Origin of the sequence: Enterobacter sp. Ap-1006 (assembly GCF_011752835.1) — a bacterium.
Lineage (GTDB): Bacteria > Pseudomonadota > Gammaproteobacteria > Enterobacterales > Enterobacteriaceae > Cedecea.
The window spans coordinates 158638-174132 of the sequence record NZ_VWWU01000001.1 but is presented as its reverse complement, the minus strand read 5'-3'; the positions used below and the strand labels follow the sequence as shown (position 1 = coordinate 174132).

The following is a 15495-nucleotide window of genomic DNA, read 5'->3' as shown; positions in this document are numbered from 1 at the left end:
GATGAAAAAGACCGCTTTTAAATTGGCTGGCGTTGCGCTGTCACTGTCTCTGGCTTTCGCGGCACAGGCCGCAGATGCGCTGCGCGTCGCGGCAGATCCGGTCCCGCATGCGGAAATCCTCGCCTTTGTGCAAAAACTCGACCCTAACCTCAAGCTGAAGGTCGTCGAACTGAGCAACGGGGTTAACGCCAACGAACTGCTGGCGAACGGCGACGTCGATGCCAACTACTTCCAGCATGTGCCTTATCTACGTGACCAGGAGAAAGCGCTCGGCAAGAAATTTGTCGTCGCCGCAACGGTACATATCGAACCGCTGGGCATCTACTCGCACAAATACAAAGACCTGAAATCCATCCCGGAAGGCACAACCATCGCGGTGCCGAACAACGTCACCAACCTCAGTCGTGCCCTTTACCTGCTCCAGGACAAAGGCCTGATCGCCCTCAAACCGGAATTTAAGGACGCCGCCACCAACCAGGCAACGCCCAAAGACATCGCCAGCAACCCGAAGAAGCTGAAAATACTGGAAGTTGAATCCCCGCAGATTCCCCGTTCGCTGGATGACGTAGGCCTGGGCGTGATCAACGGCAACTATGCGCTGGAAGCCGGACTCAGCCCGGCCAAAGACTCCCTTGGTCTGGAAAGCGCCACCCATAACCCTTACGCCAACATTCTGGTCACCAACCCGAATCTGGAAAACGACCCGCGCATAAAACAGCTGGCGAAAGACCTTGAATCCCCTCAGGTGGCCGAGTTCATTCGCAAGCAGTACAACGGCTCGGTGATCCCGGTAGAGACTAAGTCATGATCGCCCTTGAGCGGCTGAGCAAAGTGTACGCCGGAGAAGGCCGACCGGCGCTGGATGACATTAACCTTGCGATCCCGGATGGCGCTATTTACGGCATTCTGGGCCGCAGCGGCGCCGGGAAAAGTACGCTTATTCGCTGTCTCAATCTGCTGGAGCGGCCCACCTCGGGCCGCATTATCATGAATGACCGGGACATCACCACTTTTAACCAGCGCGAGCTGCGCCAGCACCGCCAGCGCACCGGCATGGTGTTCCAGCATTTCAACCTTATTCACGCCCGCAGCGTGGAGGACAACGTTGCCGTGCCGCTGGAAATCTCCGGCACACCGCGTGAGGCTCGCCAAAAGCGCGTTGCCGAGCTGCTCAATCTTGTGGGCCTGAGCGACAAAGCCAAAGCCTTTCCGTCCCAGCTTTCCGGCGGGCAAAAACAGCGTGTTGGCATTGCCCGGGCGCTGGCCGCCCACCCGGAAATCCTGCTCTGCGATGAGGCCACCAGCGCGCTGGATCCTGACACGACCGCGTCAATTCTGGCCCTGCTGGCGGACATCAACCGCCAGCTTGGGCTGACGATCGTACTGATCACCCATCAACTGGAAGTCGTCAAAGCCATCTGCGATCACGCGGCGCTGCTGGAGCACGGCAAATTAATCGAAAGCGGCCCGCTGTCTGAACGATTAGTAGACCCGTTCTCCAGATTACGCACTTCGCTGCTGCACGACGCAGAGGCCGAACGCGAGTTCTTACGCCGCCACGGCGTGGAAGGGAGAGTCTTATGCGAAGTAGCATGAGTTGGGAAGATCTTTGGCCGCTGCTGCTGGACGGCACCCTCGACACGCTTTACATGGTGGGCCTGGCCGGGCTGTTTACCGTACTGATTGGGCTGCCGCTCGGCGTCCTGCTGTTCCTGACTCGCCGGGATGCAGTATTGCCCGCGCCCCGCCTGAATCAGGTACTCGGCAGCATCATTAACGTGGGGCGCTCGTTGCCGTTTATTGTCCTGCTTATCGCGCTGATCCCGCTGACCCGCATTATCGTCGGCACCACGCTCGGCAGCACTGCGGCTGTGGTGCCCATCACCATCGGCGCCTTCCCCTTCTTCGCCCGCGTGGTCGAAAGCGCGCTGGATGAGGTGGACAAAGGCCGGATTGAAGCCATTCTGTCGATGGGCGGCAACGCCTGGCACGTGGTGAGTAAAGTGCTGCTGCCCGAGGCGCTCCCTGCCATTCTGGCGGGCATCACGCTGACAATAGTGATGCTGATCGGCTTCTCCTCAATGGCCGGCGTTATCGGCGGCGGCGGTCTGGGCGACCTGGCGATTCGCTACGGCTACCAGCGTTTTAACAACCAGGTCATGGTCGGGACCGTCATCATCCTGATTGTAATGGTGCATCTGGTGCAAAGCCTCGGCGACCATTTAGTTCGCCGCCTGGCCCACCGCCGCTGATCCGCCCTGATGAACGCCCGATGCCCTGCATCGGGCCTCCCTCTAATTTCCCCCTTTCGCTGATGATCCAATCTGGATCACAAAACCACATTGTTAACGTTAACTATTGCGATTAACATCACATTTATGAAGCTTACTCTCTTCTCCCACTTAAAAGTTAACGTTAACAATACGGCCATTCAAGCATTCAGAGACTGCACACATGGCACTGACCAAACGCAATAAACACCACTATCTGATCCTGAGCGGGCTGCTGTTTACCTTTTTCTGGACCTGGTCATCGGCGTTTTCACTGATCGCCCTCTGGCTGAACCAGAAAATCGGCCTGAAAGGAGCGGAAACCGGGCTGATCTTCTCCATCATCGCCTTTACCGCCCTGTGTGCCCAGCCGCTGTACGGCTTTGTTCAGGACAAACTGGGGCTTCGTAAATCGCTGCTGTGGGTGATAGGCGTCCTGCTTCTGATAAGCGGCCCCTGGTTTATCTTCGTTTGCACGCCCTTACTCCAGATAAATATTGTCTCAGGTGCTATCAGCGTCGGGCTTTATGTCGGGGCAACCTTCTTCGCCGGGATTGGTGCGCTGGAGTCCTACACCGAGCGCGTCAGCCGCATCGTTGGCTTTGAATACGGCAAGTCACGCATGTGGGGATCTTTAGGCTGGGCTGGCGCCACATTTTTTGCCGGGCTGCTCTTTAATCTCGATCCACAGCTGAATTTTTGGATGGGTAGCGCCTCTGCCTGCCTGTTTCTGCTGCTGCTGTGGCGCATGCGCGATATGCAACCCAACGCCCTCAGCGAACTGGAATACGGCAAAGCCAGCGCCCTTACGCTGGCCGATGCTTTCGGGCTGCTGAAGCTCTCTCGCTTCTGGGCGCTGGTCCTTTTCGTTTGCGGCGTGAGCGTCTACAACGTTTACGATCAGCAGTTCCCGGTTTATTTCGCCTCGCTGTTTAACGACGTACAGCGCGGCAACGAAATGTTTGGTTTTCTCAACTCCTTCCAGGTCTTTCTGGAAGCGGGCGGAATGTTTCTCGCCCCAATGCTGGTCAACCGCATTGGGGCCAAACGCGGGTTGCTGCTCAGCGGCCTGATCATGGCCATGCGTATTTTTGGCTCCGGGATGGCAAGCGATCCGCTGACCATCTCCTGCATGAAGCTATTGCACGCCGTTGAGCTTCCTATCCTGCTGATTTCAATGTTTAAGTACATCACCACGCAGTTCGATCAGCGACTCTCCGCCACGCTGTATCTGGTGGGCTTCCAGTTTATAACGTCAATCTGCGCCACCGTACTTTCTCCGCTGGTGGGGCGCGGCTACGACCAGCTAGGCTTCGCGGACACCTACATGATTCTGGCCGGACTGGTTCTGGCACTCACGCTGATATCCGCTTTTCTGCTCAAAGACTCGCCCCCCGGGAACGAACATCCTCCTTTAAATCTGACCACCAGGTAATGCTATGAATACCCCACTGAACAAGGCGCAATCCGCCTTAGAAACTCTGCAAACAGCGCGCGGCAATGCCTTTTATCCGCTTTATCATCTGGCCCCACCCGCGGGCTGGATGAACGATCCTAACGGCCTGATTTATCACAATGGGCTTTACCACGCCTTCTATCAGCACCATCCGTTCGATGAAAACTGGGGGCCAATGCACTGGGGGCATGCCACCAGCCGGGATATGGTTCGCTGGGAACATCAGCCCATTGCGCTGGCGCCGGGGGACGAATGGGATCTTGATGGCTGCTTCTCAGGCAGCGCGGTGGACGATAACGGCGTGCTCTCGCTGATTTACACCGGACATATCTGGCTGGAAGGTGCGGGCAATGACAGCGCTATACGCCAGGTGCAATGCCTCGCCACCAGCGAAGACGGAGTTCACTTTAAGAAACAGGGCGTCATTCTCACCCCACCGCCCGGCATCATGCATTTCCGCGATCCGAAGGTATGGCAACAGGATGGCGTCTGGTGGATGGTCATTGGTGCCCGGGACGAGCACGATCGAGGCAAAGTATTACTTTATCGAGGCAATTCACTTCGTGACTGGCAGTTAGATCGCATTCTCGCAGAAGCCAACGCGGATATGGGTTATATGTGGGAATGCCCGGACTTCTTCCCGCTTGGAAACAGCCAGATCCTGATGTTTTCCCCGCAGGGCATCAAGGCTAAAGGCCTGGCTTATCAGAACCTGTTCCAGAGCGGCTATTTGCGCGGGCGATGGCAACCGGGGAAAGGCTTCACCGTTTATCAGCCGTTTGAAGAGATGGATCACGGCCACGATTTTTACGCCCCGCAGTCCTTTGTCGCCGAAGATGGCCGCCGCATCGTGCTGGGATGGATGGACATGTGGGAATCTCCCATGCCTTCTAAACGCGAAGGCTGGGCGGGTTGCCTTACCGTGCCGCGCGAGCTGTGCATGATGCCCAACGGCAAACTCTACCAAAATCCGGTTCACGAACTGGCAACGCTCCGCACCGGGGAGCAATTAGTGCTGCCCTGCGTGCTGAACACGCAAGAGCAGATGCTGCACCCGAATGCAGAAGCCGTGGAGTTAGAGATAGCCTGGGAAGCCGGGCAAAGCACGGCTGAACGCTACGGTATTCGCCTTGGACAAGGTTGTGAGCTGTTTGTAGATGCGTTGACGCAGCGTCTGGTGCTGTCACGCGGCTATCAGGACGCGCAGTTGGACGGCGATCGCAGCGTGCCGTTATCAGAAAACGCCGACCTGCATCTGCGGATTTTTATCGATCGCTCTTCCATCGAAGTCTTTGTTAACCAGGGCGAATATTGTCTCAGCAGCCGCCTCTACCCGCAGCCAGGGGAACGTCAGCTGGAACTGTTTGCCAGCCACGGGAAAGCCTTATGCCGGGGCGGCACGCTGTGGCAATTGAACGCGCTATAGCGAAACGCGCTTGACCAGCGGGCAAGGCAGCCGCTGGATGCCGCTGCGGGTCAACCCGTCAATTAAATGCAATGCCGCCTGGCGACCAATCGCGTCATGCGGCAACTGAACCGTCGTCAGCGGCGGCAGGAACAAATCACCGATCCCTATCTGGTTATCGAATCCAAGCACAGCCACCTGCTCAGGAATTGCCACGCCCTGCGCCAACAGCGTCTGCCAGGCCACAAAAGCGATGCGGTCATTACCGCACACCAGCACATCGAAATCCGCTTTTCCCTGCTGGCAATGTGCCAGAACAAGCCCAGCCAATTCAGGATAATGGCTATCGCCCCACTGCATGTGATACTGCATCACCGTCTCAACGTCGAGCCCGGCTTCGCGCCAGGCCTGCTCGAATCCATCCTGACGAGAACGGCTGGCAAGCGCTTCTTCGGGCAGCCACAGGCAAAGCGGACGGCGGTATCCCCGCTCAATCAGATGGCGAGTGGCCTGGTACTGCCCGTTAAAATCATCCGGAATGTAACTCGGTAAATCAGCATCATCACTAATACAGTTGGCCAGCACCACCCGGTGGTTTTTTAGTACCGCAGGGAGCTCAACGTGCCGCAGCCCCATCGTGGTAAAAATGATGCCGTCCGGCCGCTGGGCCAGGAGCTGATTGACCGCCCGCTCGGCGTCGTCAGCAGAAAGGATATTAATGAGAAAACTGTTCCAGCCTCGCTCACGTGCAGTCTGCTCAATGGCCAACAGTATTTCTACAGAATAGGGCGTGGTGGCGGTGTCCAGCGCCAGAATACCGATTGTCGATGCTTTAACGCCTTTGCTTCGAATCTTCCTGGCGGAATAGTCCGGCACATAATTCAGCTCATCAATGGCCCGCTGTACCCGCTCCCGGGTCGCCGGGCTAACGTGTTCAGCCTGATTAATGACCCTGGAAACGGTCATCAGCGACACGCCCGCCAGGGTTGCAACATCTTTCAGAGAAGCCATATCCAATCATTCAGCACGAGAGAAAAACCGATAGTAGCGGTTTTTACACGCTTTTTCTCGACGAGAATGCGTTTGTCTCTTTCTCACGCACCAGCACGGTGGTCAGCGCGAAAGAAAGTCCCAGCGCCAGCGCCACGCCCAGCAGGGCAAAGATAAAGTACGGCCCAATATAAGCGGGCAGACTAAAAATGCTCGACAGAATATAGCCGTACAGCCGCACGCCGAAGAACGCGATGAAGGCCGACGCAATCGAACTGGCAACCGTGGCGGCAATAAACGCTTTCTTGTAGCGGGTTAACACGCCAAACAGCGCCGGTTCGGTAATCCCCAGCAGCGCGGAGATCCCGGCAGAGAGCACCACCGAACGATCCGCCTTCGACTTGCTCTGCCGCCAGATGGCAAACGTCGCCCCCGCGATAGCCATGTTGGCCATAAACATCATCGGCATCAGCATGTCATAGCCGCGATCGGTAAAGTTCTGCAGCGCAATCGGCGTCATGGCGTGGTGCATTCCGGTCAGAATCGCTATCGGGCGAATGGCGCCCACCACCAGCCCGGCGAAGCTCGCGGAAATCCCGAACAGCCCTTCAATAAACCAGGCCAGCCCTTTCCCCAGATAAATCCCCAGCGGGCCGATCACCACCAGCGCCACCAGCGCGGAGATGAATAACGTCAGTGTCGGGGTGAACACCGTTTTCAGCACGTCAGGCATGATGCTGTCCACCCAGCGATGGATGTAGCTCAGCGCCAGCACCGAGAAAATAACCGGGATCACGCTGGAGGCGTAGTTAAACACCGAAACCGGGATCGCATTCAGAAAATAGAAAGCATCCACCGCGCCCGCCTGATGCGCGGCCAGCGCTTTCGCAGCCTCAATCAGCGACGGATACATGAAGCAGGCCGCCACCGCCGCCGCGAGGTATTCGTTAGTTTTAAACATTCTTGCCGCGGAGATCGCGAGGAAAAACGGCAGGAAATAAAACACGCCGCTGGCGATGAGATCGATAACGATCACCGTATCGCTTTTGGCCGAGATCAGCTTGAGCGCCACCAGCCCGGCCAGCAGGCCTTTGATCATCCCCGCCCCGGCTATCGCCGGGACAATCGGGCCAAAAACGCCGGAAACCGTGTCCATAAACAGCGACACCAGGCTCTTACGCTCTTTCTTGCCAGTAGAAGCGGCAGGTGCCTCTTTTGCGCCGCCAAGCAGCGCAGTCAGTTGCTCATACCAGCTGTTCACCTGCGGGCCGATGATTATCTGAAACTGATCGCTTTGTGTCTGCGCGCCCAGCACGCCGGGCAGCTTTTTGATATCCGCCTGGTTCACTTTATTCTCATCAATTAAATCGAAACGCAGACGCGTCATGCAGTGCCAGACTTTATTAATATTATCCGTCCCGCCGACCAGACGAATAATAGAAGCAATGACGTCACGACTCCCCATGAATAACTCCCCGGTGTTGGTTTATTGTTATGTGTTGCTGCGCCGATGGTAGAGAATCGAAAAATCAAAAACAAACCAATGAAACATGACAATCGTCACAAATAGCCAAAACAAAAGAACAACAACAGCAATTGGTACGGTTTTATGGCCTTTAAAAGTGAAATAACTGACCAATAAAAAAGAGTCAAAAAAGCGTTTACCCGCGGGGAAAAATAGGGTGATAGTAATAGCAGAACTTAATTCACTGCGTTTATCTCAGCCTGACGGTGGAGCTTTCTCGTGCTACCCACAATTATCGAAAATATTGAATGTTTTATTACTAAACCGGACCGGCACAACCTGGTCACGGTCCGCGTCACCACTCACAAAGGCGTCATCGGCCTGGGGTGCGCCACCTTCCAGCAGCGGCCGCTGGCAGTAAAAACCCTGGTCGATGAATACCTCAAGCCGCTGTTAATTGGCCGCGACGCCAACCACATTGAAGACCTGTGGCAGATGATGACCGTCAACGCCTACTGGCGAAACGGCCCGGTCATGAACAACGCCATCGCCGGCGTGGATATGGCGCTGTGGGACATCAAAGGCCAGCTGGCGAATATGCCGCTTTACCAGCTTTTGGGCGGCAAATCGAAAGATGCCATCGCCGTTTACAGCCACGCCGTCAGTGAAACGCTTGCAGGGCTTTATCAGGAAGTGGATAAGCTGCTGGCGCAAGGATACCGCTACATCCGCTGCCAGCTTGGGTTCTATGGCGGCACGCCTCAGAGTATGCACCAGACCAAAAATCCCACGCCCGGCGCGTATTACGACCAGGACGAATACATGGCTAACACGGTGGAAATGTTCCGCGCATTGCGTGAGAAATACGGCCACCGCTTCCATATCCTGCACGACGTTCACGAGCGGTTATTCCCCCAGCAGGCCATTCAACTGGCGAAAGCGCTGGAGCCTTACCAGCCGTGGTTTATCGAAGATATTCTGCCGCCGCAGCAAAGCGCGTGGCTGGAACAGGTGCGCCAGCACTCCTCCGTACCGCTGGCGATGGGCGAACTGTTCAACAACCCGGCGGAATGGCATGACCTGATCGTGAACCGCCGCATCGATTTTATTCGCTGCCACGTTTCGCAGATCGGCGGGATCACCCCGGCGCTAAAACTGGCGGTGCTCTGCCAGGCCTTTGGCGTGCGCCTCGCCTGGCACGGGCCACCGGACATGACGCCGATTGCGGTTGCGGTGAATACTCACCTGAACATTCACCTGCATAACGCGGCGATTCAGGAGTTTATTCCCGTCAAAGAGAACACCGCAGCCGTCTTCCCCGGTGCCCCGGCTGCGGAAAAAGGCTATATGTATCCGCTGGAAAAATCGGGCATTGGCGTGGGCTTTGACCAGCTACAGGCGGAACGCTTCCCGGTGGAATATCGCCCGCACGAATGGACGCAAAGCCGCCTGCCCAACGGCGCGATCCACACGCCTTAAGACGTTTTACGCCGGGCGAGATTAGCTTGGTTGAAGGGGATGACATAGGTGCAGGAATAGTTGATATCGACGATATCGCTGATTTCAAACACCCGTCCCCCTTCCAGAATGCCACGGTTGCTGATTTGCATCGCGGGCTGGCCCTTCTTACATTCGAGCAGTTGGGCCTGCTCTTTATTGACCGCAACGGCCTGGTAGCGGGTCAGTAAATGCGAAATACGAAACCCCTTGCTCAGGACATATTGCTGCAAAGAGCTTTCTATCGCCTTCTGGTTGAGGTCGGGGAAATCTTTAGCCGGCAGGCGCGACGTTTCAATCTGTACTTTCTGGCCATCCACCAGGCGCAGGCGGCAAAACTGCCAGATAAACTCCCCGGCGCCGAGGCCAAAAACCTGCTGTTCGTCGCGGTCGGGCAGCTTTTTATGCAGGCTAATCAGCCGAAACGTAATGCGATCGAAAGACTTTTCGGTAATCGAGTTATACACCAGCGGACTGCTGCGGGCCTGCTCGTTAATCCAGATCCCGGACCCTTGAATAATGGAAACCACGCCAATGCTGACCAGTTTTTCCAGCGCCTGTCGAATGGTAAAGCGTGAAACCCCATATTCTTCGGCCAGCTGCCGCTCAGGCGGCAATTTGCGCGGGCCAGGTTCGCTGTGCTGATAAATTTTGCTCAGTAAATCCTGGGTCACAAAGTCTTTCTTTTTCATCGCGGGCTCCTAACCTTTGCGCTGAAACATAACATTCCTGTGCCCGGTGAACTATGCTGGCAGGTAAATTATCCCTGACATTTATCCCCTTACGCCGGAACCCACTTATGACAAGCCAAAAAAGGGTCACCCTCGTCAATGGCGTACTGATCGTGGCAGTGCTGCTGCCCATCTTGCTTAGCATTTATCTGGCCCATAACAAAGCCGAGAAAAACTTCCATAACGAGCTTGAAAATTACGCCGATCGTGGGATGGTCCGCAGCGACAAAGTTATTAGCCAGGCCAACATGGCGCTCAGGCAAATCAACGCTTTTCGCGGTCAGCACTGCTCTGCCAGCCACCTGGATGCCATGCGCCGTGTCGCTTTTGATTATCTCTACATCCAGGAAGTCGTCTATCTCGTCGGCGACCGGGCCGTATGTTCTTCCCTTGAAGCAGCACACCATGGCATTAAGCTTGGCCCACCCGATACGCAAAGCACACGGGGCTTCTTCGCCTGGTACACCGACGTCACCGATCTGGGTTTTCAGCGCCCAATGATATACATCGGTAACCAGGATCATGTGGTGGTTATCGATCCGCAGGCCTTCATTGACGTCATTCCTCTTGGCAATACGCCGGTCAACGTTGCCCTGGTTGGCCTGGCGCGTAATCGACTGATTGCCAGTAACGCCGGGTTGCCCAACAACAGCTGGGAAAGTCAGGTAGCAAAGGGCGCGACAACTTACTCCGACGGGAAAAACGACTATGTCATTCTCCGCTCTCCGGCGTCCGGGTTGGCCCTGATAACCTGGGCGTCCAGTGCCCCGCTGCAAACGGCCTGGTATAAGCAACTGGTCATCTGGCTGCCAATAGGTATTCTCGTTAGCCTTAGCGCAGGCTGGTTCATCACTCGCCTGCTGCGCCGTCTTGAATCCCCGCAGGCGCGTATTCAGGACGCCATCAAAGGCCGGGAATTTAGCCTCGAATATCAGCCCATCGTTGATTTAAAAACCGGTGAAGGCGTAGGTGCAGAAGCGCTGCTTCGCTGGCGCTTACCGGACGGGAGTTTCATCAGCCCGGACATCTTCATTCCCATTGCCGAGCAGACCGGGCTTATTTCGCAGATCACCGAGCTGGTGATTAAAAAGACTTTCGCCGATCTCGGTGACTGGCTGCACGCCCACCCTCAGCACCATATTTCAATCAATCTCTCCCCGAGCGACGTGCTTAACGACAGGGTGCTGCTGGCTATCAGGCCGCTGCTGCTGAAGTATCAGGTCAAAGCGGAACAAATAGCGCTGGAGATTACCGAGCGAGGCTTTGCCAATCCTAAGGTGAGCGCCCCGATTGTGGCGAAATACCGCGAAGCGGGCCACCCGATCTACCTGGATGACTTTGGCACCGGCTATTCCAGCCTCAGCTACCTGCAGGATCTCGACGTCGATATCCTGAAAATAGACAAATCGTTCGTTGACGCGCTGGAGTACAAAAACGTCACGCCGTACATCATTGAAATGGCGAAAACGCTTCATCTGGCAACGCTCGCGGAAGGGATTGAAACGGCGGCGCAGGCGGCGTGGCTGCGGGAACACGGCGTCGCCTGGGGGCAGGGCTGGCTTTACAGCAAAGCCCTGCCGAAACAGGCTTTTATCGACTGGATTGCCCGCAACCGCATTGTGAACTGATCACTTCCGCAACAGCTGCTGGAGGCGCTGCTGCTGGCGTTTCTCCAGCCAGCCCTTCAGCAGGAACAGGCGCAGGCCGCCCATCACAAGCAGCGCCCCCCAAATCAGCGTTGCCCACTGGAACCAATAGTGGCCCGGCGAAGTCAGCCAGTTAATAACGGCCAGGCCAGTACACACAATCGCCCACACCAGCACGGAACGGTAGAAGCGATACTCGCGAGCCACGCGGCGCTTAGCTTCAAGAATGCGCGTATTGAGCGCATCCTCAGGTTCACCGTCCGGCTCATTGTCGTCGTACAAATCCGTCACCTTGAGATCGAACGCCGCCGCAATCGCGCTCATGGTTTCCAGGCTCGCCTGCCCGCCATTTTCAATACGCTGAATAGTTCTGACGCTCAGGGAAGAGAGTTCGGCCAGCTGCTCCTGGGACCAGGCGCGGGACAAACGCAACGCTTTAATGTTGTTACTCATGGCTGAAGATCCTCAAATGATTTAACCCGCCCTGACTATGGCTCAGCCCGCGCCACTTCAACACGACAGCGACACGACATCAACCCGACAGCAACCTGACAGCCCTAATGCGCCGCTTTTCGCCGGGCAAAAGCAAAGCAGATAATCGGCAGAGGCAAAGTGAACAGCAGCAGCAGCCATACCAAAGTATAAACCGCATCCACGCCGTCGTTTTGCAGATTGGTATACAGCTTGACGGGGATCCCCTGAGGGAACCAGGCAAAAATCATCACGATGCCAAATTCACCGATGGCCCGAACCCAGGCCACGGCAAGCGCCGACGCAAGTCCCGGCGCGGACATCGGCAAAGCAAGGCGCAGGAAGCGCTGCCAGGGCGAGGCCCCAAGCGTGCGCCCGGCTTCAAGAATCTCTTTCGGCACCGCGGCAAACGCGGAACGGGCGGCGGTAATAAAGTAAGGCAGCGCGCCGTAAACCTGAGCCAGCACGAAAGCCCCGGGGTTATTCACCAGCGTCAGCCCGAAGCGGGACAGCCACTCCCCCGCCAGGCTATACGGCCCCCAGGCGGAAATCAGCAAAATCCCCATCGCCAGCGGCGGCGTAAGCAGGGGAAGCAACACCAGTACCTCAACCAGCAGTCGACGCCGGCCTTTGGCCCAGGCCAGCCACCATGCCACCGGCAGCCCCAGCGCGACAACAATCATCAGCGCCAGGCCGCCCAGCCCAAGGGAAACGGCAATCGCGCTACCGTCTCCCCAGGCCAAATGAAACCCGTGCCACGGCGTGACGCCCAGCAAAGTCGCAAACGGAATCGCCAGCAGAAGCAGTGCCGGGAGCGACAGCCACATTGCCGGGCTACGCATCATTGCGCGTAAATCGCCTGGCCTTTAGGTGCCGCATAGCCATTCGCTTTAAACAGCTTCTGGCCTTCGGCGCTGCGCATAAAGTCGATAAACTTCTGCCCCTGCGGCACGCCGTTCGGGGCGTTTTTCAGCACGGCAGCGTAATAGACCAGCGGCTGGGTATGCAGCACCTGATCTTTCCCGGCGCTGTCCTTGATGGTGAAGCTCACGGTGTCGTACCACTGTTTGGCTTCATCAGGGTTGCTGAGGTTTATCTCATCCGGCAGCGCGATGTACGGCAGTTTGGCGGAAATCACTTCGCTTTCGTACCCGGCGGCGGCGTCAACCTGCCCGCTCTCCAGCCGCGTCAGCAGCCCACCTTCCAGGCTGACCTGGGCAGGGTTTTGTACTTCCCCCATCACCTGCTTCGCCACGCCCGGCTGCTGGTAATATTTTTCCGCCAGCAGCAGCGTAAAGACAATATTCTGTCCTTTAGGATCGTTATACGGATCGGTACGGCCAAACTTCAGCCCCGGCGTCGCCAGCACTTTCAGCCAGCTGGCGTCTTTCCCGTTCGCGGCGGCAAACTGCGGCGCGTATTTTCCTTTCGGGCTATAGGCGATAACCATGCTGGTGCTGGCCACCGGCACGGCATCGTCAATCAGCCCGGCATCTTTCAGGATTTGCATAGGGCCGGGGGTGATAGAGACAAACACATCGGCGGTAATTTTCTTGCTGGCGAGCAGCCGCGCCATTCCGTAAGCGCCTTGCCCCTGCCCCTGGTAATCACCGTGGTTTTCTTTCGCGAAGGCCGGGCCGAGGGACTGGTCCATGACCTTGCCCATCGAACCTGCATAGGTGACGCGAATATCGGCAGAAGCCAGCGCCGAGGCGCTGAAAATAAGTGAGCAAAGCGCCAGGGCGCCCGCGCTGCGTGCTGAAGTCAAAGCCATAGCATCCTCGTTATATATAAAAATACACAGCGATTATCCGCGCCGCTTCGCCGCTAAACAACGAGTTTGTATGATGAATTTATCTGCGGTTGAAGTTAAGAGGTACTCCCTTGGGATGATTTCACTCCCAGCCGCTTCGCCAGCCGGTGGAGGTTGGCCACATCGACGCCGAGCTGCCGGGCGCTGGCCGCCCAGTTATTGCCGTTACGGGCAAGCGCTTCCCTAACCTGGCCGCGCTGAAACGCATCGGTCGCTTCTCGCAGGCTGGCAATAGGGGGTTCTACAGGTGGCGTTTCTGGCTCGTGGGCTACCACATCCAACTGGCCAGCAAGCTGGAAATGTTGAGGCTGAAGCACAAGCTCGCCCTGCGGGTAACCGGCGCGGGCCAGCACAATCGCGCGATAAATGGCGTGTTCCAGCTCGCGGATATTTCCCGGCCAGCCATACTGCGCCAGAAGCATCCGAGCCGATTCACTCAGCCCAACCTGCTTCAGCCCCATCTTCACGCGGCTTTGCTCGCAGAAAAAACCGGCCAGCAGCGCAATGTCCTCTCCCCGCTCGCGCAACGGTGGAATGTGCAGCGGAAAAACGCTCAGGCGGTGAAACAGGTCGGCGCGAAACTCGCCGGCCAGTACCTGCTGGCGCAGATCGCGGTTAGTCGCGGCCAATACCCGAACATCCACGCGCTGGCTGCGATCGTCCCCTACCCGCTGAATATCACCGTACTGCAACACGCGCAGCAGCTTGGCCTGCAGCGCCAGCGGTAATTCACCGATTTCATCGAGAAACAGTGTGCCGTTATCCGCCATTTCAAACTTGCCGGTGCGGTGATGAATCGCCCCGGTAAAAGCGCCCTTCACATGGCCGAACAGCTCACTTTCCGCCACGCTTTCCGGCAGCGCGGCGCAGTTAAGGTAAACCAGCGAACTTGCCACCCTGGCCGATCCGGCGTGAATCGCCCGCGCTACCAGCTCTTTCCCCACGCCAGTCTCGCCGGTGATCAGCACGTTTAGATCGGAACTGGCAACGATATCAATCTCTTTTTTCAGCTGGATGATGCCCGGCGAGCGGCCAATCATCTCCCCGGCGGCCTCCCGCGCAATAGCGGGCTGCACCGTGCCTTCCGGCGTTTGTTTTTCAAGCTGTTCCAGCAGCAAAGCATTGTTCAGCGCCCCGGACGCCAGTACGCCAATCAGCCTGAGCTCCTCATCGCTGAAGCTGTCGAACTGATAAGGATCCATGCCGTCCACGGTCAGCGCCCCGATGAGCGTCTGGTCGGCAAACAGCGGCAGCCCCAGGCAGGCGTGAACTTTGAGTTCTTCATGGTCTGGAATCAGGCCGTCATACGGGTCGGGCAGCTCGCTGTCGGCCGGGAAACGCACCACGTCACCCGCGCGGGCAATGGCCTCCAGTCGCGGATGAGCGTCCACGGCAAAGCGCCGCCCCAGCACATCGATGGCAAGGCCGTCTATCGCCAGCGGGTAAAAATGCCGCGACTCGTAGCGCAGCAGCGCCGTGGCATCACCGCCGAGCAGCTTTCTCAGGGTTCGGATAACGCGGGTAAAGCGATCGGAATGGCTGATGCCGCTCTGCAGTTCGATTGCAATGGCGGCGAGAGAAGACATCGACAGGCTCATAGGGAGGCTCCTGGAACGCGAGGCGTTCAGCTTACGCCTGAGTAGTCAAAATGACAAACATCAGAGTCATTATGACCAAAAATAACAATGTCATTATGACAATAAAAAGAACACAAAAACAACAAACAATTAAAAAATCAATAAATTATAAAA

Annotated in this window: 14 protein-coding genes; 7 read left to right on the top strand and 7 right to left on the bottom strand. The window is 56.9% G+C overall.

Annotation, left to right across the window (positions count from 1 at the left end; translation table 11 throughout):
• Position 1: 1 nt before the first annotated feature.
• From F3J28_RS00815 to F3J28_RS00795, 5 genes are all read left to right on the top strand, one after another.
• Complete coding sequence (locus tag F3J28_RS00815) at positions 2-808, top strand: MetQ/NlpA family ABC transporter substrate-binding protein (RefSeq protein WP_166874355.1); 807 nt, start codon at positions 2-4, stop codon at positions 806-808.
• Positions 805-1596, top strand: a complete 792-nt coding sequence (locus F3J28_RS00810) for a methionine ABC transporter ATP-binding protein (RefSeq protein ID WP_166871823.1) — start codon at positions 805-807, stop codon at positions 1594-1596. Before F3J28_RS00815 ends, F3J28_RS00810 begins: the two co-directional genes overlap by 4 nt.
• On the top strand, positions 1593-2252 hold the full coding sequence (locus F3J28_RS00805; RefSeq protein ID WP_166864839.1) for a methionine ABC transporter permease: 660 nt from the start codon (positions 1593-1595) through the stop codon (positions 2250-2252). Before F3J28_RS00810 ends, F3J28_RS00805 begins: the two co-directional genes overlap by 4 nt.
• A gap of 202 nt (positions 2253-2454) precedes the next feature.
• Positions 2455-3705, top strand: a complete 1251-nt coding sequence (locus tag F3J28_RS00800; RefSeq protein WP_166871821.1) for an oligosaccharide MFS transporter — start codon at positions 2455-2457, stop codon at positions 3703-3705.
• 4 nt (positions 3706-3709) lie between these two features.
• The gene (locus F3J28_RS00795) at positions 3710-5152 is read left to right on the top strand and encodes a glycoside hydrolase family 32 protein (RefSeq protein ID WP_166871818.1); all 1443 of its coding nucleotides are present in this window, start codon (positions 3710-3712) and stop codon (positions 5150-5152) included.
• Here F3J28_RS00795 and F3J28_RS00790 read toward each other — a convergent pair.
• Both F3J28_RS00790 and F3J28_RS00785 read right to left on the bottom strand, forming a co-directional pair.
• Positions 5147-6142 carry a LacI family DNA-binding transcriptional regulator gene (locus F3J28_RS00790; RefSeq protein WP_166871815.1) on the bottom strand — a complete coding sequence of 332 codons (996 nt, stop codon included), beginning with the start codon at positions 6140-6142 and terminating at the stop codon, positions 5147-5149. The genes F3J28_RS00795 and F3J28_RS00790 overlap by 6 nt on opposite strands.
• A gap of 43 nt (positions 6143-6185) precedes the next feature.
• Positions 6186-7586 carry a PTS transporter subunit EIIC gene (locus F3J28_RS00785; RefSeq protein WP_166871813.1) on the bottom strand — a complete coding sequence of 467 codons (1401 nt, stop codon included), beginning with the start codon at positions 7584-7586 and terminating at the stop codon, positions 6186-6188.
• A gap of 279 nt (positions 7587-7865) precedes the next feature.
• Between F3J28_RS00785 and F3J28_RS00780 the strand changes: the two genes are divergently transcribed.
• On the top strand, positions 7866-9065 hold the full coding sequence (locus F3J28_RS00780) for an enolase C-terminal domain-like protein (RefSeq protein WP_166871810.1): 1200 nt from the start codon (positions 7866-7868) through the stop codon (positions 9063-9065).
• Here F3J28_RS00780 and F3J28_RS00775 read toward each other — a convergent pair.
• Positions 9062-9775, bottom strand: a complete 714-nt coding sequence (locus F3J28_RS00775; RefSeq protein ID WP_166871807.1) for a GntR family transcriptional regulator — start codon at positions 9773-9775, stop codon at positions 9062-9064. The two genes, F3J28_RS00780 and F3J28_RS00775, sit on opposite strands and share 4 nt — an antisense overlap.
• Positions 9776-9882: 107 nt before the next feature.
• Here F3J28_RS00775 and pdeB point away from each other — a divergent pair, with 107 nt between their 5' ends.
• Positions 9883-11442: a cyclic di-3',5'-guanosine monophosphate phosphodiesterase PdeB gene (gene pdeB, locus F3J28_RS00770; RefSeq protein WP_166871805.1), complete on the top strand. Its 1560-nt coding sequence runs from the start codon at positions 9883-9885 to the stop codon at positions 11440-11442.
• Here pdeB and F3J28_RS00765 read toward each other — a convergent pair whose 3' ends face one another.
• The 4 genes from F3J28_RS00765 to norR all read right to left on the bottom strand — a co-directional run bounded on the left by F3J28_RS00765 (position 11443) and on the right by norR (position 15342).
• Positions 11443-11913: a 2TM domain-containing protein gene (locus F3J28_RS00765; RefSeq protein ID WP_008460336.1), complete on the bottom strand. Its 471-nt coding sequence runs from the start codon at positions 11911-11913 to the stop codon at positions 11443-11445.
• 104 nt (positions 11914-12017) lie between these two features.
• On the bottom strand, positions 12018-12776 hold the full coding sequence (locus F3J28_RS00760; RefSeq protein ID WP_166871802.1) for a molybdate ABC transporter permease subunit: 759 nt from the start codon (positions 12774-12776) through the stop codon (positions 12018-12020).
• Entirely contained in the window at positions 12773-13705 is a 933-nt protein-coding gene (locus tag F3J28_RS00755) for an extracellular solute-binding protein (protein ID WP_286177846.1), read from the bottom strand. Before F3J28_RS00755 ends, F3J28_RS00760 begins: the two co-directional genes overlap by 4 nt.
• A 95-nt stretch (positions 13706-13800) precedes the next feature.
• The gene (gene norR, locus F3J28_RS00750) at positions 13801-15342 is read right to left on the bottom strand and encodes a nitric oxide reductase transcriptional regulator NorR (RefSeq protein WP_166871800.1); all 1542 of its coding nucleotides are present in this window, start codon (positions 15340-15342) and stop codon (positions 13801-13803) included.
• Between the last annotated feature and the right edge of the window lie 153 nt (positions 15343-15495).

Excerpts from the sequence above, each read along its gene's own strand:
- pdeB (WP_166871805.1), top strand. The coding sequence starts at position 9,883 with ATGACAAGCCAAAAAAGGGTCACCCTCGTCAATGGCGTACTGATCGTG.
- F3J28_RS00805 (WP_166864839.1), top strand. The coding sequence starts at position 1,593 with ATGAGTTGGGAAGATCTTTGGCCGCTGCTGCTGGACGGCACCCTCGAC.
- F3J28_RS00755 (WP_286177846.1), bottom strand. The coding sequence starts at position 13,705 with ATGGCTTTGACTTCAGCACGCAGCGCGGGCGCCCTGGCGCTTTGCTCA.
- F3J28_RS00810 (WP_166871823.1), top strand. The coding sequence starts at position 805 with ATGATCGCCCTTGAGCGGCTGAGCAAAGTGTACGCCGGAGAAGGCCGA.
- F3J28_RS00795 (WP_166871818.1), top strand. The coding sequence starts at position 3,710 with ATGAATACCCCACTGAACAAGGCGCAATCCGCCTTAGAAACTCTGCAA.
- F3J28_RS00815 (WP_166874355.1), top strand. The coding sequence starts at position 2 with ATGAAAAAGACCGCTTTTAAATTGGCTGGCGTTGCGCTGTCACTGTCT.
- norR (WP_166871800.1), bottom strand. The coding sequence starts at position 15,342 with ATGAGCCTGTCGATGTCTTCTCTCGCCGCCATTGCAATCGAACTGCAG.
- F3J28_RS00790 (WP_166871815.1), bottom strand. The coding sequence starts at position 6,142 with ATGGCTTCTCTGAAAGATGTTGCAACCCTGGCGGGCGTGTCGCTGATG.
- F3J28_RS00760 (WP_166871802.1), bottom strand. The coding sequence starts at position 12,776 with ATGATGCGTAGCCCGGCAATGTGGCTGTCGCTCCCGGCACTGCTTCTG.
- F3J28_RS00785 (WP_166871813.1), bottom strand. The coding sequence starts at position 7,586 with ATGGGGAGTCGTGACGTCATTGCTTCTATTATTCGTCTGGTCGGCGGG.
- F3J28_RS00765 (WP_008460336.1), bottom strand. The coding sequence starts at position 11,913 with ATGAGTAACAACATTAAAGCGTTGCGTTTGTCCCGCGCCTGGTCCCAG.
- F3J28_RS00800 (WP_166871821.1), top strand. The coding sequence starts at position 2,455 with ATGGCACTGACCAAACGCAATAAACACCACTATCTGATCCTGAGCGGG.
- F3J28_RS00775 (WP_166871807.1), bottom strand. The coding sequence starts at position 9,775 with ATGAAAAAGAAAGACTTTGTGACCCAGGATTTACTGAGCAAAATTTAT.